Source organism: Bacillus cereus group sp. BfR-BA-01522 (assembly GCF_022662635.1).
GTDB classification, from domain to species: Bacteria; Bacillota; Bacilli; order Bacillales; family Bacillaceae_G; genus Bacillus_A; species Bacillus_A cytotoxicus.
Genome location: NZ_JAKUDY010000012.1, coordinates 43,713 through 65,972 on the forward strand (window position 1 = coordinate 43,713; position 22,260 = coordinate 65,972).

Below are 22,260 nucleotides of genomic sequence, written 5' to 3' on the forward strand. Positions count from 1 at the left end.
CAGTAAATGTATCTTTCTCTTTCGTTACAAAATCATTATTTTATTACTAATATTTCTATTTGCTTACCAGCGCTTTAAGCTCCAATAACATGTTGGAAAATTCGCTTTCATTCCCTCTAAAATAGATGTTGTAAATACCATTAGGGAGTGAAAACATGATAGATAAAAAACATGAATTGTGGCTTGATTCAGCAAAAGGGTTTGCGCTAATCCTTGTTGTTGCTGGGCATGCTTATAATCATAATAACCTTATAACTTATATCTATTGGTTTCATATGCCCGCCTTTTTTCTGTTTAGTGGTTATGTGTCTAAACCAGTAAAACAATGGTCACAAGTCGGACCTTATTTAAAGAAAAGAGCACATAGTCTACTCATCCCTTATATAACGTATTTAGGTCTTTTTACAATGATTCGTTATGCAGAGGAGCTAATGCAAGGAAATAGTTCTTTTCATTGGTATATAGAGGATATCGGAAAAGTACTATTCGGTGGAAGATTTATTTCAAGCTATTACGGGGTCTTTTGGTTTATAACTTGTCTGTTCTTTACACAAGTATTATTCCTCATTATATTTCTTATTTTTAAAAGAACACACACTCGCTTATTATTCATTGCTTTCTTATATATAATATCACATATTGAAGGAAGGTATATTAGCACCTTGGGCGGCTTAGAGCCTTCTCTACATGTGTGGATTCCCTGGAATATAGATGTATCTATGCTTGCCCTCGTATATTATAGTATCGGATATTATATAAAACCATATTTAAAACAAATTCCCCCTGTTCTTACAGGACTCTGCACCCTATTGATAATGGGACTGATTACGATTCAAGAGCTAAATTTGCTGGATTATCATTTAAGTATGAAATATGTATCATATAATCATTATAGTTTAGATATAGTAATTCCGCTAATCATGACGATCGCATATTGCGGAATATTTCAACTTATAAAATCAAAAAAAGTACTATCACTTTGTTCTTTCATGAATAACAAAAGTATGGCAATTATGTATATGCACATAGGGGTTAATAAAATTCTTCTTGAATTTATAGATTATGGGAATATAATTTATACGATTGTAGGAGTAACAGTCCCCCTCTTCATCGCCATATTTATTCTCGAAAAGAAAGATACAGTCAGACATTTTTTCTTAGGTATTCAAAGGCGTAGTGAATTAAAGAGTTCTAAAAAAATGAAAATGGAATAAAAGGTATACCTAAATCAATGGTATACCTTTTATTCCGTTTCTCTTTATTTTTCTTTTAAAACACTATGTAATCGATCCGGATAATTTGTAAACATGCCTGTTGCTCCCCATCCGATTAACAGTCTCATATCTTCTTTCTCATTAATTGTATAAGGATGAATGAGCAGTCCATTCTCCCTAGCCATTTTCATATATGGTTCATTAATGATTAACTCTCCATTATCATTACGTAAGTTTGGTCCAATACCAACAGCATATTTTTTAATTTCTTGGAATTCTTTATTTGTTACATGCTGTGGAGCAGATGTAATTTTTGACTCTTCAACAATTTCATTCTTGTCATTTGGATAGTACCAAAGCAATTGAACTAATGGAATGTTTTGATTCATATTATGAATCTTTTTTAAACTTTCTTGACTAAATGATTGAATCATAACACGACTTGAGGACATATTTTGTCCAACTAAATTATATTTTTCTAACAATCCTAATAATTTCTCTTCCATTCCTGGGTACACATCAGGAGATTTTGTTTCAATGTAATATTTCATACTTCTTCCATATTTCTGGAAAACTTCTTCAAGTGTAGGCACTTTTTGTCCCACATATTCTTGTTTTGCTTTTTCTGGATAAGCCTCATTAAACCAAGAACCCGCATCTAAACCTTTTATCTCACTTAATGTTTTATCTCTCACTTCACCTGTTCCATTTGTCGTACGATCAACAGCAGTATCATGCATAGCAATCAATTGACCATCTTTTGTTAATTGAATATCTAACTCTAAATAATCCGCTTTCATTTTTTTGACTAAATCATATGAAGCAAAAGTATGTTCAGGAGCATGTCCACTGGCGCCTCGATGAGCAATATTTAAAAATTTATTTGCATGCACCTTATTTTTCATATTTGTGTTCGCATCAACCGTTCCTCCGTAAACAAAACTCCCAATTAACAAGAAAATAACTAAAAAACTTATTATCTTTTTCATGTTTTCGTTCCTTCCATATTGCAAATTTCAACAAGTTAATGAGATTTACACGAAATAGAAGAAATACCCCATATATGTTTTTATAAACCTATCCTAACATTGCACACTTGCTAAAGCATTTCAATCTACTACTCTATGTAACTAAAAATTTTCTTATCGTCACTCCTTTCTTCATCGTAATCGTATTCCCTATTGTGCTTATTTCCCTAAACAAAAAGCCATAAAACGCTTTAGAGCACACTACTAGCACCCAAAAACTGTTTTATGGCTTGTCTCAAAATCTCCAGCCTCTATTAACTTGTCATACTTAATCATACCAAATCTATGAAAATTTTTGAATATTTTTTAACAATTCATGAGATTTTTTGTTATATATAAGTGAAGAGCTTTTCTATATTTCCTTATTCTTAAAAAAAAAGCTTTATACATTACTTCCTCAAGCCTCAAGTTTGTTTACTTGAATGTATTTCGAATTTTAGTTTCTACCAAAATACTCCCTTTCCAAAATAGAAAAATAATATTGATCAACCCATTTCTTTTGCCAAAACAGCTCTTCCTTAAAAATAGCTTCTCTTCTCATACCAACACGCTCCATTAAAATTGCCGAACTTATATTATGCTCATTGCACATCCCTACCACTTTATGTGCATCTAACTTTTCAAAAGCAAACTGTAATAAAAGTTGAATTGCCTCAGTTCCATACCCTTTTCTCTGGTAGCTTGGAAGTATTGCAAAGCCTATTTCCCAACTCTTTCTATATTCACTATTGTTCCATATTTGCGCTAAACCAATTGGAATTTTGTGCTTATCCTCAACTATACTTACAATAAAATCATAATTTGTTGGTTGTTCCGTATCCTTAATTTTCCTTATATACTCTTCATATATTACATTTTCATCTGATTCTACGTATTCTTCAAAATACCATAAATTCGAATCACACTCTATCCTACAAATAAAATTCAAATCGTGAATTGCTACTTTAGATAGCAATACTTTTTTTCCGAAAAGTTCCATAATGGTCTCCTCTCTTAACATGTGCATTCATTCTTTTTTATAGTATTATAATTATATTTCGTTTATCCTGCTATTTATAATCAGTAAGATTCTATCTCATTATTCAGAGAGAAGAAAGGAGATAGATGACAAACAAAAAAAGTAAGTTTTGAAAACGATGATTCAAAACTTATCCTTAAGCTAATTCATTTTATTTTTATATTCCAAAATAGAAAATAACAATTCTTTGAATCTCTATTAATTAAAGAAGCTAAGACTCCATTTCTGTAATGAGTTGCGTACGTTCTTTATCTCTATAAAATTTAATTTCATGTTTGAATACATAATTCCCATCTTGCATTCTTACCCATTCCTTACTTGTCCAATATACAACTTTCACTTGTGCGTTTAAAATGGTAGAACATACTGTAAACAATTCGTCCGCATAAAATGGTGCTTCTTTCGCTAATTCAGCAGCTAAGATCTCTGGATCATTGGTGTTGATGTGAAGTTCCCTTGAAGTTTGACCTAAATACTGCCATGGTGAAAAAGTAGAATATAAACCGCTGCGATCTAAAGATTTCACTTCTGATGTTGAATGTATGGGAGCTGCCGATGCTGGATTACAATAAATCCCAATCATTCCTCCAAATAATAAAGTCCCCATAACAATTTTTTTAAACATATTCTCATCTCCTCTAATGATTTTGTACACCTTCAATTGTTAGACAATTTCTATCTATCTGTAAATGAATATAATTAGACGACAATCTACATTTTTTTCAAAAAGTGTATATTCATTAATTTCTACATTTTTCTTCACAGAAAAAATCTTTCCTTAAGGAAAGATTTTCAGCGGAATATACATTTCTTTTTATAATAATTAATCCTCTAAATATTCTGGTATTAATTGATAAAAAGTTGCCTATTTAACATTTCACAACTTTTCCTATCTATCATCACACCTTTATTCCATATCAATAAGAAAATACTCATTAGACAGAAAAAGAAGCCAGAAAGCTGAGGAAAACAGCGTTTCTGGCTTCTTTAGATAAAAAGTATATTGAATTACAGTTCTCCACTTAATTTAACTAAAATTTTAGCTTGTGATTTATTATTTTATGTTTTCGGCACATTATCCTCATAGAAAAATTCTACCTACTCATTCTATGATTAAAGCTCCTTTTTCATCTACTAATTGATACAATGTTGTTTATTCTTCAATCATCAATTTACAATTTTTTCGAACTCGTCCATCGTTTTACTTATTTTCTCTTGATTATCAATCACTTCTTCTTGTAATTTTTTATTCACATCGTTAACAGTAGCTACTCCCTTTACAATGCTCTCTACATTTGAATTGATTTTTTTGATTGCATTCTCAACATTGTTAGCTAATCTTCTTACTTCCTCCGCTACTACTGCAAATCCCCGTCCATGTTCTCCTACTCTTGCTGCTTCAATCGCTGCATTTAAAGATAAGATATTTGTTTGGGAAGAAATATCTTTAATGATTTGAGCAATATCACTTACTAGAGTAACCTTTTCCCTCAAAGAATAGAGCGCTTCCATATTTTCCTTAGAATTAACATTTACTCTATTTCCTAAGTCTATTGATAAATCTTTCAGCTGAGAAACAACTTCTCTTGTTTGATTTTCACGTTGTGTAATATCTGTTGCAATTTTTAGTACAGCCTCTACTGCTCCCTGCTCATTCAAGATTGGAATGTATGTAGCTTCAAACCAAACTAACTCCCCTTTTTTAGTAACTCTTTGAATTTTTTCTTGAAACTTAATCCCTTGTTTTAAATTATCCCATAGCTGATTATATTCTCTACTATTTACAAAACTAGGAACACAAAATTGTTGATGAACTTTATTTTTCATTTCATTAACTGTATACCCTAAAGCTTGTGCAAAATGTTCATTTACCCAAATTACCTCTTTATCTAGGTTAAATTCAATCATCGCTAAATTCGCTTCTAATCCAGCTAAAACAAGCGACTGATCTAATACTTGAGTACTACCATTTGTATTAGAATAAATATCCACAAGAAAAAACTCCCTTTTATTCATATTTTTCACTATTATATTATATTTAAATATTAAAATACAAGTTAATATGAATATACAAAATAAATTGTGCAATTGTTAATACAGTGAAACTTTCATCAGTGTTGGGCTTAATAGCGGGATAAAAAATGATAAGCTATTTTCAATTGCACAACCATACAAAAGTCTATCTTTCTACATGAATATGCTCCCTTTTTAGTAGGGAACGATTTGAAAGCTTGTGGAACAGCTTGTACTTCTGCTAAATTTTCACCATATAAGTTTGTTGCTACACGAATACAGGCTACCTTTAGTTCTTTGAAGTTAGAAGTCATATTTAACTCATCTGTATTGGCATAATAGAAAATATTAAACATTTTATCTTCCCCAATCCCTTGCACGACTACACCATTTTGAGTAACGCCACTAGCAATGAGATACGCTACCTTATTAATAATGCTAGAATTCTTTCTTTCATTTTTAAAATAACTTCATTAGGTGCAAGCTTCTCTCCGGATGGAACTCCTAAAATAAAGGAAGCCCCCTCACTAGCATATACTTCCTCTCCTTTTTCATGCGTAACAAGAAATAACCCTTGTCCTTCAAATTCAAAATAAGCAATTTCTTTCATTTGTTCTGTATTTGATTGGATAGACTGATAGAGTTTATATAAATCTTTACTACGGTTCTCTCCCCCCATACGTATAGGTGCTTGATCATTTGTAAAAATCAAACCTTCCGGGTTATTTCTATTCAGAATAAACCATAATTTTTCATCTGTAGGCATTAAAAGTTCTGACAATTTTTCAGAAGCACTATTTATCATATCTTGTGGTTGTTTTGGTTCATACACACGAAAGAAAAATGTAGATGTCTCTACAGATGAATGAGAAGTAAAATGACTCATTTGGTAAAGTTGCTTTCCATCTTTCGATGAAATATTTTTACTATGTTGATAATCTTTTAATGCCATCTTTTCAGGATCTTCCTTTGGACGATCTGTTGCATAGGCTTTATTTATACATAGAATTGCAACACTTAACAACGCACACGGAATGACAAATTTCAATATTTTTTTCATAAAATCATTCTCCCCTTTATTGTAATCTAATACCCTCTACTAATATTTTGAACCGTTTCATTCCACCAAAATCTATTATTATTTTTGAATAATTCAAAGTTATGATTATAGTGATCACCATACCAAGGATCCATATAAGTAATATAGTCGGTCCCATCGCCTCCTTTAAAATAACCATCTAACACAAGAAAGTGTCCAACATTCCCGCCATTTTTCCAGTTAATTAGCGTAATCATAGGTTTATGACTATTAATTTGGCTTTTAAACCAATCATAAGAAAGAGCCCCACTACTAATTGTTGAAGTAAGACCAAAATAAGCAAGACCATGTTGTATTTCTCTAGAAGTAGCTGGATCATTATATAAACCTCCCTTTACATACCCAACAAATTGTTGTTGGCTGGTAGGTTGACCAAAATAGTTTAAAACAGACACAGCAGTACCTGCCCAACACCAATTTGATTGTTGTTGTCGAATATTAGGAACATATAATTTATAATTTGCTGCAGAATTAGGTGGATTTCCATTCACAAAGGCTGAAGCAATATACGCTTTCTTTCCATTTTTATAAAAATAAAACCAACGATTATCTAAATTGCCTGTCCAATAATCCTTTACAGCTTCTCCATATTCCCAACCATTAAAATGAACAGTCTGGTTTCCCGGAAGACGCTCTATTATATTTCCAGCCAAATTTTTATTATCGCGTACATTTACTCCAATAGGAGCTGTCACACCTGAAAATTGTATTTCGTCCGCAAATACATTATTCATACTAGAAAAACTCCAAATAGATAAAACAAATACAACTAGAATGAAAATTTTCTGCACATTCTTCATCTTCCCACATCCTTATACATTATATTTAAAACGAGAATTTTAGCCAAAATTTTATCCCTCATAGCTATTTATCTTTCCTTACACATAAAACCTTTTTGAATTCCAATATGTAACAAATATGAAACAATTAATCTATATATTTTGGCGCTAGCCTATACTTAAGTTTATATCTTTCCCCTAATCATACATTTAATTTGAACATTTTATTACAATTCATAACATATTGAACTCATTTGAAACAAAAAGAAATATAATAAAATTGATATATAAAAATCTATGGTTTCTAAAACTTTTCTTTCTCTTTGTATTTCCGATAAAAAGTGAAACTTTAATCAGCCGGAAGTCTTACTACCCGTTCATGCAGGATTCTTGCAACATTAAAGTGGTATGCTACATTACATTTACAAGAATTTAAGAATTTTCTTCTTAGCTATTTGCATCAAACCCCTCTTAGTCACAAAAAAGGAAAGAGGTTACAAAAATGAATACAAAACTATCATCTAAGTTCAAAAAACTAAGTAAAGGAAAAAAAGGAATAAGTGCTACCATATTAGTAGCCGGAATTATGGGAATGCTCACAATTCCCGAAAATGTATATGCACACGGATTCGTTGAAAAACCTAGTAGTCGCGCAGCTTTATGCAGTCAGAAATACGATGCACTCAATTTAAATTGTGGAAACGTAATGTATGAACCGCAAAGTCTAGAAGCACCGAAAGGATTTCCTCAAGGCGGACCAATTGATGGTAAAATTGCTTCTGCAGGTGGCCTATTTGGCGGTATTCTCGACCAACAAACAGTAGATCGTTGGTTTAAAAACACGATTACAGGGGGACCAAATACATTTACATGGAAATATACAGCGCCACATGCAACAAGTAAATGGCACTATTATATTACTAAAAAAGGATGGAATCCAAATAAACCTTTAACTCGTGCTGATTTTGAGCCAATTGGTACTGTTGAACATAATGGTTCTGCGGCATCAAATAATATATCTCATACAATTAATGTACCTACGGATCGTAACGGTTATCATGTCATTTTAGCGGTTTGGGATGTAGCGGACACTAGTAATGCTTTTTATAATGTAATCGATGTTAATTTAATCAATAATGACAATAGTGATAAACAACCGCCAACTAAACCACAAGGATTACATGTGCTAAAAGTTACTCCCCATAGTATTGGGCTGAAATGGGATGCTGCCTCAGATAATATAGGCGTAAAAGAATATCAAGTATTCCGTAACGGAAAATCAATTGGTTCCGTATTCGGAACCACATTTACAGATACAAAATTACAAACGAATACAGAATATGTATATACAATAAAAGCAATCGATGTAGCTGGAAATATGTCCGAAGAAAGTCAGCCTATAACAGTAAAGACCATGGAGGAAGTTCCTGATACAGAAGCACCGACGCAACCAACTACCCTTCATGCAATGGAGGTAACAAATTCCAGTGTAAATTTAATGTGGAGTGCATCCGAGGATAATGTAGAAGTTGATCATTACGTAATCTATCGCGAGGTAGCTGGAGGTAAGCCGATTAAAATTGGGACAACCAACACTACATCTTTTATAGACAAAAACCTACAAGCAAATACAACCTATACGTATACAGTCACTGCAATTGATACAGCCGAAAATGAATCTATGGAAAGTAATAAATTGACTGTAACTACAAAAGAGCAAAGTTCATCTTTTGCAAAATGGGATCCATACAAAGCATATACAAAAGGCGATAAAGTAGAATACCAAGGCAAATTATATGAAGCTGTTCAAAGTTACCAAGGTAATGGAGATCCAAATTGGATATTTGCTTTATCATTATGGAAACCACTTGAGACAAAGTAATATACTCTTAAAGAATCCAAAGGGGTTTGGTGCAAAAAGTTAAAAAGAAAAACCTTTCTAAAAACTTAATCAGAAAAAGGAATCCGTGAGGGATTCCTTTTTGATTTTTACTATTGCATTTTATAAAATATCTTAGTTGAATAGAATAATAAATTAATTTATACCAACTTGATTCCAAGCATTTTCTACTGCCTTATATGTTGCGCTATCATAACCATCATAATCAGCTGCAGATTGTAATAAAGCTGCACGAGCTTGTTTAAAGTTACTTGTTGGTGTTAAATAAGTTGTTAAAGCACGGTAATAGATTTTTTCCGCTTTTTCTTTACCAATAGCGTTAATTGTTAAATAAGCCGCCTTATTTGGAATCCCGCTGTTAATATGCACGCCCCCATTATCTCCTTCTTCAGTAGGAGGTAAAAATTGATAATCTTTCATATGAGCAGGCTGTCCATATTTTTCTGGATCCGATAAACTACGAAGTGCATCTCCAGCAACTCTAGGTGTATATACAGCTTCCCCTAAATCCCAGTTGTTTGGATCGACAAAATATCCAAATACATCAGAGAAAGATTCATTTAATGCACCAGATTGATTCACATATTGCAAATCAGCTGAATATTGAGTTACTGCATGTGTTAATTCATGGGCAACAACATCAAGTGAACCTGAAAGTGGAATAAATTCATAACCGTCTCCATCTCCATAAATCATTTGCTGCCCATTCCAAAATGCATTATTGACATTAGTTCCATAATTGACAGCTGAACGAATCGTTTTACCTTTTCCATCAATACTGTTTCGGTTATGAATATTTTTATAATAATCATAGACTTTTCCTGCATGATAATGAGCATCAACCGCAGGTCTTTGATTTTTATTGATCCATGCATTATCATCATCTAATAGGTAGTAGTTAACCGGATAATCTGCATCACTGTGGTTGACTGTAAATGTTTCAATGACTCCTCCATTCATAGGCTTTGTCATATCACGTAAATAATATTTTCCCTTTGTACTATTATAAGTAGTGTTTAGTTCTTTTCGGTCACCTAATACACCATAACCATAGCCTTTTTTAGCAATATCTGCATCTGTAACTGCATTATATGAATCAACAATTGTTCCATCTTCTGCATTAACATAAATTTGCCAATTAGCTCCATAAGGTTTAACAAATTGCAATTGTACTTTAAAAGTTAAATAATATTTTCCTTCTTTTTCATATACGACTAAATCAGCTTTTTCACTTGTAGATTCTAAGTTGTCTTTTACTTTATCTAATACATTTCCATTCCCTTCGACTAACGTGTCATTTTTTGTAAGATTAATATGTTTCCACGCATTTGAAAGAGCTGCTTCTTTCGAAATTTTAGCAGTTGTATTCTTTCTTACATTCTCCGCAGCATCCGGGTGTATATTTCCATTTACTGTTGTTACTTTACCCTCTTTATTTGTATGAATCATAAATCTTGCACCATCAACTGGTACCTTATTGATAGATTGAGTGTAAACATAGTGTTTCATTCCCAAATCATCTGATTTCACTTCTTTAAGTGTCAAGTCTGTTTTTGGGTCAAGTTTAAATAAAGCTTTATTATCTTCCAAAAATTTCTCGACTTCCTTTTGAGTCTGTACATTTTTAGTTGATAATTCTCCCGCTAGGAAAGACGGGTTCCCTTTTTCGTCATTCCAATCTTTTTGTACGACTTCCATTTGATCCATAATTTTTTGTTGTGACGCTTGTTCTTCTGCAAAAGCAGTTGAAAATGGTGCACCTAAAACTGCACCAGCAGTCAGCAATGTAACAACCGTTTTCTTCATCTTTGTTTCTCCTTTCAATATTCGTAATATATCAAAATAAAATTGCATAACTTAATATACAATTATTTTTTAGACAAAGCATACAAATATGAATAATTGCATATGTTTTTCTTCTGTATAGATAGATAAATAGTTATATAATTATGTGTATGATCAAATATTATCAAGTATAAAGATACTCCTTTATCCATTATGTAAATTTTCATGTAAGTTATGAATAAATAGCAGTTCACAAAAGTGACAAGAGAATACAAGTATAAAGAAATTTTTAAGAAAATAATTGAATAAGTACCAGAGTCACAGGGATTATAAGAAATGAAAAGTAAAAAAGAATTTATGTTTTAGTATCCTGCCTAAAAGTGTTACTATAAATATCAGAACAATATGAAATGAAGGATTTTATAAGCAAATCTGCTCCTACCTCACTTCTTTTTTCACTATATCTTAATGCGGAAGTCGCACTGTCCGTAGGTAGCGTCATAAAGTGGAACTTTAATCAGTAAGGGTTTCTTCATCCCCACTGATTATAAGCCATCACCAATCGGACTGTTACGGGCTGGTAATCTCCCATCTATCTTCTTTGCTTCTCTCTGAATCTTGAGATGGGAGCCTTACTGCCCTAAAATAGCGGGATAAACAAAAAACATTTTTTCATCTTATTGTTTTACATATACTACACATAACTATAAGGAACTGGAAAAACAATTCAAATTCAAAATGAGAAAAGGGGATACAATGGAAAAGAAAACAAAACGTCAAGAAACTGGATGGAATTTTGATAATAGTTATGCTCGTCTGCCGGAATCATTTTTTTCAAAACTTCTTCCAGCACCTGTACGTGCACCGAAGTTAGTGGTTCTGAACGATTCTTTAGCAACATCTTTAGGATTAGATGCGGAGGCACTGAAAAGTGAAGAAGGCGTAGCTGTACTTGCTGGTAATAAAGTCCCTGAAGGTGCTTCTCCTCTTGCACAGGCATATGCAGGCCACCAGTTCGGGCATTTTAACATGCTGGGAGATGGACGTGCACTACTAATTAGTGAACAAATTACACCTTCTGGCCAACGATTTGATATTCAGTTAAAAGGTTCTGGACGAACACCATACTCACGGCGTGGAGATGGACGCGCTGCACTCGGGCCAATGCTCCGTGAATATATTATTAGCGAAGCAATGTATGCACTTGGGATCCCGACCACTCGCAGTCTCGCCGTGACGACAACGGGCGAATCCATATTTCGCGAAACAGAATTACCAGGCGCCATTTTGACGCGGGTAGCTAGTAGCCATATACGTGTCGGTACATTCCAATACGCAGCAGCTACCCGCTCAATTGAAGACTTAAAAAGTTTGGCTGACTATACAATAAAACGTCATTTCCCGCATATTGAAGCACATGAAACACCGTATCTAGCACTGCTACAAGAAGTAATAGAGCGACAGGCTAGCTTAATTGCAAAATGGCAACTTGTTGGTTTTATTCACGGTGTGATGAATACTGATAATATGACCATTAGTGGAGAAACGATTGATTATGGCCCTTGTGCCTTTATGGATACATATAATCCAGTAACCGTATTTAGCTCCATTGACATGCAAGGCCGATATGCGTATGGAAACCAGCCATATATTGGGGTATGGAATTTAGCACGATTAGCTGAATCTCTATTGCCACTTCTCCATACAGATATAGAACAAGCCGCTCAAATTGCTCAAAACACCATTTCAAAATTTGGCCCACTATACGAGAAGCATTGGCTTGCTGGGATGAGAGCAAAACTAGGCATATTCAATGAAGAAGCTACAGATAAAGAGCTAATGGAAGAACTGTTAAACACGATGGAAAAATATCGTGCAGATTATACAAATACTTTCCTTGCTTTAACTTTCGATACAAATAAAGATACTGATTTCTTTAAAAGTGAAGCATTTACATCTTGGCATAAAAAATGGGAAGAACGGTTAAGCAGACAAGAAGAATCAAAATCATCTTCACAACAGCTAATGCGAGATAACAACCCTGCGATTATCCCGCGTAATCATCGTGTCGAAGAGGCATTAGAAGCTGCAGTAAAACAAGAGGATTACCGTGTAATGGAACGACTGCTGGCTGCCCTTTCCTCTCCTTATGCCCATTCACCTGAACAATATGAATACGCTACAGTGCCCGAGCCTTCCACTCAACCTTATCGTACTTTTTGTGGCACGTGAGACAGTTGTCTTTAAGCATAGAAAATAGAACCTCCGGAGAACATATACGATTCTCGGGGGTTCTTATTCTTCTCCCATTATTTCCATTACTCCAAAACCCTCATCAACTCATCCCCTACTGCTTCATTTGGAATATTTTATTTGGGTTTAAAATATTTTGCGGATCAAGGACCTGTTTTATTTTTTGCATAACAAGAAGTGCTGGTCCATGCTCTTTCTCTTGATATTTTTGCTTCCCAATCCCTACACCATGCTCACCCGTACATGTTCCTCCGTGTTCTAGCGCGTACATAACAATCTTTTCATTTATTTCTTCTGCACTTTTCACTTCTTCTTGATCATTTGGGTTCACCATTAAAAGGACGTGAAAATTCCCATCTCCTACGTGTCCGAGAATGCCTCCAACTACTCCGGTTGTATGTAATGTTTCTCTTGCGTACTGTATCGCATCTGCTAATTCTGAAACCGGAAGACAAACATCTGTACTCATCAGTTTTTTACCAGGATAACTATGAACGTATGCATAAGCTAAATTATGTCTTGCATCCCACAATTTATTGCGCGCTGCCGTTTCTACTTCAAACACAAATTCCTTACATTTATGATCGCCAGCAATCTCTTTCGTAAATTCAATATCCTGATGTAATCCTGCTTTATTGCCATGAAACTCTAAAAATAATGTCGGTTCTTCTCTATAGTTCATTTCACTATATCGATTCACCTGTTTCATTGAAAGCTCATCGACAAGTTCCATTCTCGCAATAGGAATACCAGCTTGTAAAATATGAATAACCGTTTCTACCGCATCATTTACCGCCGGAAATGATGCTCTTGCTGCTACCATATGCTCCGGTATACCGTATACTTTTAACGTTAATTCTGTAAAACATCCTAGTGTTCCCTCAGAACCTATAAAAATACCATTTAAATGATAACCTGATGATGACTTTACAGCTAAATTACCAGTATGCATCACAGTTCCATCCGCAAGAACGACTTCTAAATCTCGCACTTGATCTCGCATAACTCCGTACTTTACCGCTGTCGTTCCGCTCGCATTCGTTGCAGCCATCCCGCCTAACGTAGCATCTGCACCTGGATCAACGCTAAAAAACAAACCATATTTTTTTAATACTTTATTAAGCTGTGAGCGTGTTACACCCGGTTGTACTTTTACGAGAAAATCCTTTTCTCTTACTTCGAGTATTTTATTCATAAAAGAGAAATCGATTGTAATCCCTTTTTCATACGGAATCACGTGTCCTTCAAGACTAGATCCCACGCCAAACGGCACAACAGGCTTTCCGTATTGACTTGCCAACTTCATAATTTGACTCACCTCTTCTGTCGTTGTCGGAAACACCACAACATCAGGTAAACTACTTGCATGATACGATTCGTCTTTACCATGCAGTTCTCTTACTGTCATATTAACTACGACTCGCTCCTCAGAAAGTATTTCTTTTAAATTCACTACTAAGTGCTCTGTTGTAGCTTCCATCTCCCTCTCTCCTTTATTAATTATTTAATTTTAAAGTAAGTTAACTATTCCATAAATAATAATCCGAAAAATGAGATAATTCAAGTTTTTACTTCCCATCCTCTTCTTCTATTTTCCATATCATGTAACAAATCTCATATCAAGCTCAGTTTGATGATCCTTGAAACAGGACTCTATATTTAACTTACTTCAATGCAAGAAATACTTATCGATCAAAATGGAATATCTTCGTATAGATGCAATTTATCAATGGATGATAATCCTGCTCATTACCTAGAAGATATTTAAAATTATACTTTCTATGTATCTCTTTCTTTGACATGAAATCATACAAAAATCATGTATAATAACAAAAGGATAGTGACATACATATTGTGCACCATCCTTTTTATGGTAATAACTTCTCCTCACTTCATCTACAGTCTTAAGACTTTAATTTTATAAATGAAATATTAGGAAGTTTTTGTAATTCTTGAATAAGTTTATTTTTATCATCAGATGAAATCGCCTTCGTTTGTATATTTACTTTATACTCCATTTCTTCCTCTTTCTTGATTATATTTACCTCATAAGTTACCATTTGTATTCCTTTGGCTTTCAATAACTCAAGAATATTTTGTATAGCCTCCTGTGTATTTACACATATTTCTACTGAAATGTGTTGTGGAAACAGAAACTGAATTCGAAAAATACGACTGACAATTTCTAAACCAATTAATACAAGAATCGTCGCTCCTATCCCAACTGCATACATCCCCGCTCCAATTGCCAGGCCAATTCCTGCTGTTGCCCATAAGCCAGCAGCAGTTGTTAATCCCTTAACTGCGTGTTTTTGAATAATAATTGTACCTGCTCCTAAAAAGCCAACCCCACTAACAACTTGAGCTGCCACACGGCTTGGATCAAGTGATATATGTTCCTCCAGCATAATATCAGAAAAGGCGTATTTGGAAACAACCATAATTAGTGCACTTCCTACTGCCACAAGAAAATGCGTTTTTAATCCTGCTTCTTTCGAACGAATTTCTCGTTCTATCCCAACCATAGCACCTAATAATCCAGCAACACCTATTCTTAAAACAAAATCAAGATCTAATATCATTTTGCATTTCTCCTTTCTTTTTTATTTATAGCCAACTAACACCTCCTCTCTTTTAAAATTATGCTAATATTATATATATTACATCTAAAAGAAGCTTGTTTACAATGATGTTGATTTTATCACTTCTACAATTGCTTTACATAACGGTGGCCTTCGTGATGAGGGATTTATTAAAGAAAATAGAAATGTTGTTCGAAGGGATTGAACGATAGCAAAAAAGACCCTTTCCATACGCAAGGGCCTTCTTCTAAACTGATTTCATTTATCATTTTTATTCTGTCTCTTTTTCTTTGCATCTCTTAATGTTTTACTTACACTTAAAATTAAAATGATACATATAATTCCAGCAAACGCCATAGTTTCTAAAATAAAATCTATCATGCTTCCTCCTAAAATGTATGACTAAAGGCTTCTTTACTAGAAGTTTCTAGTCCGATTCATATAGCGGAAAAGCAGGTCACTATCGTCATTTCTTTCATACCAGTGGATCAAAAATCATCATAAAAACAGCAAGGCCCTTAACCAGTTCTAGTTGGTCGTCGCGCACCATTTTCATTATTTGAACTACCCCACTGATTAAAGTTTCACTTTATTTACGCAGCAAGCAACCACGCTTGAATTCGTTCTACATGTATTGTAGCACAAAAATGTTGGCTAATGCCAACTGACATTCATATCTCACGCCTACTCATAGGATTATCGCCCTTCTCATTCCTTAAGGCGGGCGTCTCCTTTCGGAAAATAGATAAAAAGCCATCCTTTTTAGTATCATACTAAAAAGAATGGCCAAGTTTACAATAAGTAAAGTCAAATTCTTACTTCATTGCACGTACTTCAGCAACAAGCTTTCCACCTTCGACACCCATATACAGTTTGACAGGTACATCTTTTGTATTTTCAAATACTAAGTCTAAATACGGATAGGCTATTGTCGCATCTCTTCCCTTTGGTACATATCCAACTGCTTTAGAATGCGTTGTTCTCTCTACCATTTTTAAACCAGCTTGATCTGCCGCGTTATATAAAGTGGATGAAGTTTGACACACTCCGCCTCCATATCCATCTACTAATTTCCCATCAACAATTTCTTTTCCTAATTGATACCCTTTATCAGGTGTTGTATCTCCAATTAATGCATTAAAAGAAAAGCGATCTCCTTTTCCTAATACAACTCCGCTAATATGATTAGCAGATATACGAATATTTTCGATTCTTCCACCAGTCGAGCCACCTAAATTTGTTTCATATCGGCCGATGACTGTACCAGATCCGCTTGCATCAGATGGTGTTGCTACTGGTTTTTTCTCAACAATCGGTAACTGATATGAAGAATCCCACATGCCGACATTCATTAACTTTTCTACTAATTCCTTTTCCATTAACTCATAAGAAGGCTTACCTTCTTGCCATGTTCCATCACTTGTCATACGCGAAGGAACCATTTTTTTATCAACGCTTTTCCCAACTTCACTTACAATTTTTGTTACTTCTTTTTTAAACTTATTTTCATCTTCAAAGTATCCTAAGCTGGATAAATCTAGTTTCTTCACTTCTGTTCCTGTGCGACCATCTACTAAACTAATACTATCATTAACGTCTGTTTTCGCTTCTACTGTATGGCCTCCAATATCGCTAACTAACGCTACATCACTAACTTTTGTACCACAGCCACTTACTACACCAATGCATAGTGCCCCTATTACAATACTTTTTGCTTTACGTAACAACATACTCTCTCCTTTTCCCCAACAACTTTTCTTGCTCTTTTTTCCTATCTTATGTATGTATGATTGCCTTACTTTACAATATGATTATAAAATATTACATTTTCATTTCTACTCTATTAAAATTACTCTTTTCTTCACAAAATGTCTACACATATTTGCATAAAAAACATAAGTTTGTTACGATTGTAACCTTTATCATTTATAACCAGTATATACCATGTAATATGTGAAAAACAAATGTAATATATCTGTCTTTTATATTTTAGACTTTCGTATGAAAAATCCTTTTTTATAATCATTTTGCATATCAAATTTTCCTTTATAGGTGTTTGCCGTGTCACCCATCCGCTTTTGCACATACATTATGGTGAATTTAACCTAATTTGAAAGAACGGAGGATGTTATATGTATCCCTACAATTCATATGCTCCATATAATCCTTATGCTTATCCACAGCAATACGACCCACAGCTACAATATCAGCCATATGTAGAGCAAACAGAAGAAATTGATCCATATGACCCAAACAGACAATTCCAAATTCCAATTTCATTTCCTGGTAGCGGCGGTCGACAATTAGAAAGACGAGTAAATGAACTTGAGCAACGCGTTAATCAATTAAATAGGCAAGTAAACCACCTTCAAAACATATTAGAACGTCATACGCGAAGACTTAATCGCTTAAACCAACGTTTGCGCACTGTAGAAAACAGATTGAACATACCATTCTCAGCAGTTGAAGATGGCTTTTAATCCACAAACCAAGGGGAAAGAAAAAGGAAGGGAACTCCCCTTCCTTTTTCTACGAACTAACGTTTCTTTTTGTGAAATTGACGAATGTTTTCTCCATCTCTATACTGATAAGAGTTAACGAAATGAAATAAGGTGATAAATATGGATTTCGAAATAAATTTTCTTTCTTTTTATGTTATACAAGTAGAAGGAAAAGGAGAACAAGCGGATAAGCGATATAAGCACTTCCAAACATTAGATGCGGAAGAATATGAAAATAGCTCTCTAAAAGAATTTCTTGATGGAGAATTATTAAAAATATCAAAACGAAAAGTGGAACGCCATGCAAAAACAGAACAAGCTCCAACAAAAATCGGTCGATTTATTGTCGAGGCTGGACATGAATTAGATTCAAATCCTCATTATAATTTATTTAACCGGATTCGATTTGCAAAAACGAAAGAGGATTTCAAAGATATGAGCCAACCACTCGTTTATACTTATATTGATACAAGCGCCGTTCGAGGCGGTGTCTTTTTAATTGCACAGGCAAAATTGCGAAAATACTTTGATGATCCATTTGTCTTCGTTATGAAATGTGACTTTGAACCAAAAGTCGCATCAATTTCTGATGAAACTACTTTAATTCGTAACGTCGAAATGGCTATTACGACAAAAAATATGAAGTCCATTCAATATCCATACATGCCTGAAGAAGGTATGGTCGAAGTCGGCGAATTAAAAATACACCAAGCATCGCATGCCCGCTACTTTGAAGACTTCTTAAAATTTGTCGAATATGAACGCTCCATGCCTGAAATTATGAAAACACAAGTAATGGACATGGTATACGACCAAATTGAAGATATATTTGAAGAAGGTACGGAAGAACGCGAACAATTCGACCAAGCGATGGAAGTATGGGCCGCTAGTCCGAAACGCGAAATTATGGAACAGTTTTCAACCGAAGAAATAATGGAAGCTACCGCTCAAATCGTCGAGCATGCTCCTGAAGTAGAATTAAAGGTTAAAGCCGATCACATTTCTGTGAAAGCTCTGCTTGCTGATTTCGGGGATCAAATACATATTGCAAAGGTAAATGACCGATACGTATTAATGATTGAGGCTGATACACTTACGTTTGAGAAAGGCTTCTCTCCGATTGAGTTTCTAAAGCCAGATGAATTGCAAGATGTGATTGAGCGGATTGAGAATAAGCAGCAATATTCTTACGATCCGAGCGGGGTTGAATAAAACTCTTGTATAAAAAATGACTTCTAAAGTGTTTAAAATAGCAATTATGTTTCCATATCAAGATGCAGAGAGAAGCAAGGAAGATAGGTCGGAGATTAACTGCCCGTAACAGCCCGATTGGTGAGGGCTCATAATCAGTGGAGGATGAAGAACTCCCCACTGATTAAAGTGTCACTTTATCAGAAATGGTCCTTATTTTTATGAAAAAAATTTAAAGCCGGTGAAATTTTACTGATTGTAAAATTTCACCGGCTTTTTAGTTTAGAGATGGGTTTTGTCCCAGCCTCTATTTTATGCAGATACCGAAGCCTTATCCTTACGGAAAATCCCCATTAACCCGCCGATTAATAATAATATACCTGGTAAGATATAAAATACAAAAATGCAAATAAATCCACCTATTGCAGCAATTGTCATCATGATGCCGCCAGCTTTAGCTTTATTTTTAACCACTACAGCTCCAACAATTCCTAGGATAGATAAGCCTACTGCAGCCCAACCTGAACCAATAATAGAATTAGCCCCATCAGCTTCAAATGCAGCTCCTAATCCGCCTATCATCAAAGCTAGGACAGCCCCTAATACGCCAAAAATACCACCAATCAGTCCTAATACAAATTCAGTTGTTCGTTTCATAGTTAACTCCTTATATAATTATTTAGATTTAAAGAATACTTTTTTTCCTTCATTTGTTTCAAATTGAATCATGAAATCATCACCGACATTTACAACTTGCGAAATATAACCTTCTCCTTCAGCACCTTTGTATAACTTTTGGTGCAATTCATTAGGAGTTACAGCAGATAGTTCGTGATTATATACTTGTCCTTCTTTTGATACTAATTTAAAGTTCATATCAGATAGTAAATAGTCAAAGTCTTGTGTTTCAGCATCTGCTACCTTTCCTTTTACTTTAACTAATACCCATTCTTTTCCCTCAGGAGCAGGTTCGTTGAATTCATTTTCTTTTTTTAGAATTTCAAAAGCTTGTTCCCCACGTACAACCTCTAAAATAGAAACTTCAACTTTCGCTTTGAACTTCTTAAATTCTCCGCCGTCAGTATTTAAAATAATATCGTCTATTGTTGCAGTTTCATTAAATGCTATAGGATTAGAACGATTCCCTTTAGCTGATTCAGTTTTCCCTTCTTTTAAATTATCTTTTTTTGCTTCTTGTTTTGGTTGCTCTTTTTCTTTTGTTTCTACTCCATTGCTAGTCTGTTCATTAGATCCACATGCAGCTAGACCAAAAGCAAGTGCTCCAGTTAGAATAATCGTACCTAATTTCTTGTACATTTCAGTTCCTCCAATTATGTAAAATGTAAGATTTCCAAGCCCATCATAGCAAACAATCAATTTAAATTTTGTCATATTTTGTCGAATTAAATAAAAAAAGAGAGAAACTAAGCTCTCTTTTAACTAATTGGAGTCCTAACGCATGCCCATCAACTTAAAATTTCATACAGCTCCAATAAGGAATATTTTGTATAAATTACTTAGTTTTATCGTTTTAGCATATTCACTCTATAGCGATAGCTAGAACCGTTAGAAAGAACTTTCAAAAAAAATAAATAATTAATCATAAATCGCAGGACCGGACTATATAGTTGAAAAGAGAAATCAACAAGGAGGAAACAGCTATTGAAAAGGAAAATTAAATTTTTACTGCTTACTGTATCTCTAGTCTTTGGTTGCTTCTTTTTTCATCCTTCTTCATCCAATGCAGCACCTTCATCTAACGAATACGTCCCAAACCAGATTATTGTAAAATTTAAAGATAATACTTCCCTTTCTAAATCCCAAGAATTCCATAAGTCAGTCGGAGCGGAAGTGGTGTCAAAAGATGATGTATTGGGCTTTGAAGTTGTCAAATTCACTAAAGGCACTGTCAAAGATAAAATAAAAATGTACCAAAATAACCCTAATGTGGAATATGCTGAACCAAATTATTATTTCTATGCGTTTTGGACTCCTAATGATCCCTACTTTAATAATCAATATGGATTATTAAAAATTCAAGCACCTCAAGCATGGGATGCACAAAGAAGTGACCCTGGTGTAAAAATAGCAATTATTGATACTGGTGTACAAGGGAACCATCCTGATTTATCATCCAAAGTTATATACGGTTACGATTACGTTGATAATGATAGTCAGTCGGATGATGGAAATGGGCATGGTACACATTGCGCCGGTATTGCAGGTGCGATTACAAATAATAATATTGGCATTGCAGGTGTTGCTCCTCAGTCCTCCCTATATGCGGTACGCGTACTAGATAATCAAGGAAGTGGTACTCTTGATGCTGTGGCAAAAGGCATTAGAGAATCTGCTGATGCTGGTGCAAAAGTGATTAGCTTAAGTCTAGGGGCTACTAATGGAGGAACTGCCTTACAACAAGCTGTACAATATGCTTGGAACAAAGGTGCTGTCATTGTTGCTGCAGCAGGAAATGATGGAAACACAAGACCAAATTATCCCGCTTATTACTCTGAAGTAATTGCAGTAGCATCTACGGATCAAAATGATCAAAAATCTTATTTCTCCAATTATGGAAGTTGGGTAGATGTAGCGGCACCTGGGTCAAGTATTTATTCTACCTATAAAGGCAGTACTTATCGCTCATTAAGCGGTACATCTATGGCAACACCTCATGTAGCAGGTGTTGCAGGATTACTAGCAAATCAAGGATATACGAATGTACAAATTCGCCAAATCATGGAAACTACAGCTGATAAAGTACCAGGAACAGGAACCTATTGGAAAAACGGAAGAGTGAACGCAAATAAAGCTGTACAATATGGAAATACATTAAATGAAAACAAAGCTTCCTAAAAAATTTTCTCAATATGCAAGCCTAGAGTTTCTTCCTAATA

General features: G+C 34.3%; 19 protein-coding genes and 2 pseudogenes. 6 read left to right on the forward strand and 15 right to left on the reverse strand.

Features of this window, described 5'->3' with window-relative positions; all coding sequences use genetic code 11:
• Nucleotides 1–155: 155 nt before the first annotated feature.
• Nucleotides 156–1,214 carry an acyltransferase family protein gene (locus MR059_RS16340; RefSeq protein WP_012094647.1) on the forward strand — a complete coding sequence of 353 codons (1,059 nt, stop codon included), beginning with the start codon at nt 156–158 and terminating at the stop codon, nt 1,212–1,214.
• Between the two features lie 44 nt (nt 1,215–1,258).
• On the opposite strand, the gene MR059_RS16345 is transcribed toward MR059_RS16340, so the two are convergent.
• The 8 genes and pseudogenes from MR059_RS16345 to MR059_RS16375 all read right to left on the reverse strand — a co-directional run bounded on the left by MR059_RS16345 (nt 1,259) and on the right by MR059_RS16375 (nt 7,172).
• Nucleotides 1,259–2,203, reverse strand: coding sequence for a glycerophosphodiester phosphodiesterase (locus MR059_RS16345; protein WP_012094648.1), 945 nt, complete (start codon nt 2,201–2,203; stop codon nt 1,259–1,261).
• A 475-nt stretch (nt 2,204–2,678) separates the two neighbouring features.
• Nucleotides 2,679–3,221: a GNAT family N-acetyltransferase gene (locus tag MR059_RS16350; RefSeq protein WP_012094649.1), complete on the reverse strand. Its 543-nt coding sequence runs from the start codon at nt 3,219–3,221 to the stop codon at nt 2,679–2,681.
• A 250-nt stretch (nt 3,222–3,471) separates the two neighbouring features.
• On the reverse strand, nt 3,472–3,885 hold the full coding sequence (locus tag MR059_RS16355; RefSeq protein ID WP_012094650.1) for a hypothetical protein: 414 nt from the start codon (nt 3,883–3,885) through the stop codon (nt 3,472–3,474).
• A gap of 542 nt (nt 3,886–4,427) precedes the next feature.
• A complete protein-coding gene (locus MR059_RS22330) occupies nt 4,428–4,754 on the reverse strand; it encodes a methyl-accepting chemotaxis protein (protein ID WP_370684832.1) in 327 nt (108 codons plus the stop codon).
• Nucleotides 4,755–4,853: 99 nt separating this feature from the next.
• A pseudogene (locus MR059_RS22335) lies at nt 4,854–5,276 on the reverse strand (PAS domain-containing protein); the annotation flags it as partial.
• 191 nt (nt 5,277–5,467) lie between these two features.
• A pseudogene (locus MR059_RS16365) lies at nt 5,468–5,719 on the reverse strand (M4 family metallopeptidase); the annotation flags it as partial.
• Nucleotides 5,695–6,333 (reverse strand): hypothetical protein, encoded by a 639-nt coding sequence (locus MR059_RS16370; protein ID WP_087095089.1) that lies wholly within the window; start codon nt 6,331–6,333, stop codon nt 5,695–5,697. The pseudogene MR059_RS16365 and the gene MR059_RS16370, both read right to left, overlap by 25 nt.
• A 26-nt stretch (nt 6,334–6,359) precedes the next feature.
• Nucleotides 6,360–7,172 carry a papain-like cysteine protease family protein gene (locus MR059_RS16375; RefSeq protein ID WP_041809849.1) on the reverse strand — a complete coding sequence of 271 codons (813 nt, stop codon included), beginning with the start codon at nt 7,170–7,172 and terminating at the stop codon, nt 6,360–6,362.
• A 481-nt stretch (nt 7,173–7,653) separates the two neighbouring features.
• Between MR059_RS16375 and MR059_RS16380 the strand changes: the two genes are divergently transcribed.
• Complete coding sequence (locus MR059_RS16380; RefSeq protein WP_012094655.1) at nt 7,654–9,033, forward strand: lytic polysaccharide monooxygenase; 1,380 nt, start codon at nt 7,654–7,656, stop codon at nt 9,031–9,033.
• Between the two features lie 153 nt (nt 9,034–9,186).
• Here MR059_RS16380 and MR059_RS16385 read toward each other — a convergent pair whose 3' ends face one another.
• Nucleotides 9,187–10,857, reverse strand: a complete 1,671-nt coding sequence (locus MR059_RS16385) for a M4 family metallopeptidase (protein WP_012094656.1) — start codon at nt 10,855–10,857, stop codon at nt 9,187–9,189.
• A gap of 735 nt (nt 10,858–11,592) precedes the next feature.
• Between MR059_RS16385 and MR059_RS16390 the strand changes: the two genes are divergently transcribed.
• Nucleotides 11,593–13,068, forward strand: a complete 1,476-nt coding sequence (locus MR059_RS16390; RefSeq protein WP_012094657.1) for a protein adenylyltransferase SelO — start codon at nt 11,593–11,595, stop codon at nt 13,066–13,068.
• A 115-nt stretch (nt 13,069–13,183) separates the two neighbouring features.
• Here MR059_RS16390 and MR059_RS16395 read toward each other — a convergent pair whose 3' ends face one another.
• The 4 genes from MR059_RS16395 to MR059_RS16405 form a co-directional block, all read right to left on the reverse strand.
• Nucleotides 13,184–14,569, reverse strand: a complete 1,386-nt coding sequence (locus MR059_RS16395) for an FAD-binding oxidoreductase (protein ID WP_012094658.1) — start codon at nt 14,567–14,569, stop codon at nt 13,184–13,186.
• Between the two features lie 424 nt (nt 14,570–14,993).
• Entirely contained in the window at nt 14,994–15,671 is a 678-nt protein-coding gene (locus MR059_RS16400) for an MgtC/SapB family protein (RefSeq protein ID WP_242161905.1), read from the reverse strand.
• Nucleotides 15,672–15,929: 258 nt separating this feature from the next.
• On the reverse strand, nt 15,930–16,052 hold the full coding sequence (locus tag MR059_RS21860; RefSeq protein WP_255816365.1) for a hypothetical protein: 123 nt from the start codon (nt 16,050–16,052) through the stop codon (nt 15,930–15,932).
• Between the two features lie 434 nt (nt 16,053–16,486).
• Nucleotides 16,487–17,398, reverse strand: coding sequence for a VanW family protein (locus MR059_RS16405; protein WP_041809852.1), 912 nt, complete (start codon nt 17,396–17,398; stop codon nt 16,487–16,489).
• A 405-nt stretch (nt 17,399–17,803) separates the two neighbouring features.
• On the opposite strand from MR059_RS16405, the gene MR059_RS16410 reads away from it, so the two are divergent.
• On the forward strand, nt 17,804–18,151 hold the full coding sequence (locus MR059_RS16410) for a hypothetical protein (RefSeq protein WP_242161906.1): 348 nt from the start codon (nt 17,804–17,806) through the stop codon (nt 18,149–18,151).
• A gap of 141 nt (nt 18,152–18,292) precedes the next feature.
• The gene (locus MR059_RS16415) at nt 18,293–19,384 is read left to right on the forward strand and encodes a DUF3900 domain-containing protein (protein ID WP_242161907.1); all 1,092 of its coding nucleotides are present in this window, start codon (nt 18,293–18,295) and stop codon (nt 19,382–19,384) included.
• Between the two features lie 291 nt (nt 19,385–19,675).
• Here MR059_RS16415 and MR059_RS16420 read toward each other — a convergent pair whose 3' ends face one another.
• Together MR059_RS16420 and MR059_RS16425 are read right to left on the reverse strand one after the other, a co-directional pair.
• Entirely contained in the window at nt 19,676–20,020 is a 345-nt protein-coding gene (locus tag MR059_RS16420; RefSeq protein ID WP_048723704.1) for a DUF4064 domain-containing protein, read from the reverse strand.
• 18 nt (nt 20,021–20,038) lie between these two features.
• Nucleotides 20,039–20,680, reverse strand: a complete 642-nt coding sequence (locus MR059_RS16425) for a hypothetical protein (protein ID WP_087095143.1) — start codon at nt 20,678–20,680, stop codon at nt 20,039–20,041.
• A 345-nt stretch (nt 20,681–21,025) separates the two neighbouring features.
• On the opposite strand from MR059_RS16425, the gene MR059_RS16430 reads away from it, so the two are divergent.
• On the forward strand, nt 21,026–22,219 hold the full coding sequence (locus tag MR059_RS16430) for a S8 family peptidase (RefSeq protein ID WP_048723706.1): 1,194 nt from the start codon (nt 21,026–21,028) through the stop codon (nt 22,217–22,219).
• The last annotated feature ends 41 nt before the right edge of the window (nt 22,220–22,260 follow it).

Bases quoted from the DNA above. Each gene is read 5' to 3' on its own strand.
- MR059_RS16410 (WP_242161906.1), top strand. From the start codon at position 17,804: ATGTATCCCTACAATTCATATGCTCCATATAATCCTTATGCTTATCCA.
- MR059_RS16425 (WP_087095143.1), bottom strand. From the start codon at position 20,680: ATGTACAAGAAATTAGGTACGATTATTCTAACTGGAGCACTTGCTTTT.
- MR059_RS16370 (WP_087095089.1), bottom strand. From the start codon at position 6,333: ATGAAAAAAATATTGAAATTTGTCATTCCGTGTGCGTTGTTAAGTGTT.
- MR059_RS16340 (WP_012094647.1), top strand. From the start codon at position 156: ATGATAGATAAAAAACATGAATTGTGGCTTGATTCAGCAAAAGGGTTT.
- MR059_RS16395 (WP_012094658.1), bottom strand. From the start codon at position 14,569: ATGGAAGCTACAACAGAGCACTTAGTAGTGAATTTAAAAGAAATACTT.
- MR059_RS16390 (WP_012094657.1), top strand. From the start codon at position 11,593: ATGGAAAAGAAAACAAAACGTCAAGAAACTGGATGGAATTTTGATAAT.
- MR059_RS16350 (WP_012094649.1), bottom strand. From the start codon at position 3,221: ATGGAACTTTTCGGAAAAAAAGTATTGCTATCTAAAGTAGCAATTCAC.
- MR059_RS16400 (WP_242161905.1), bottom strand. From the start codon at position 15,671: ATGATATTAGATCTTGATTTTGTTTTAAGAATAGGTGTTGCTGGATTA.
- MR059_RS16420 (WP_048723704.1), bottom strand. From the start codon at position 20,020: ATGAAACGAACAACTGAATTTGTATTAGGACTGATTGGTGGTATTTTT.
- MR059_RS16380 (WP_012094655.1), top strand. From the start codon at position 7,654: ATGAATACAAAACTATCATCTAAGTTCAAAAAACTAAGTAAAGGAAAA.
- MR059_RS16355 (WP_012094650.1), bottom strand. From the start codon at position 3,885: ATGTTTAAAAAAATTGTTATGGGGACTTTATTATTTGGAGGAATGATT.
- MR059_RS16345 (WP_012094648.1), bottom strand. From the start codon at position 2,203: ATGAAAAAGATAATAAGTTTTTTAGTTATTTTCTTGTTAATTGGGAGT.
- MR059_RS16385 (WP_012094656.1), bottom strand. From the start codon at position 10,857: ATGAAGAAAACGGTTGTTACATTGCTGACTGCTGGTGCAGTTTTAGGT.
- MR059_RS16375 (WP_041809849.1), bottom strand. From the start codon at position 7,172: ATGAAGAATGTGCAGAAAATTTTCATTCTAGTTGTATTTGTTTTATCT.
- MR059_RS21860 (WP_255816365.1), bottom strand. From the start codon at position 16,052: ATGATAGATTTTATTTTAGAAACTATGGCGTTTGCTGGAATTATATGT.
- MR059_RS16415 (WP_242161907.1), top strand. From the start codon at position 18,293: ATGGATTTCGAAATAAATTTTCTTTCTTTTTATGTTATACAAGTAGAA.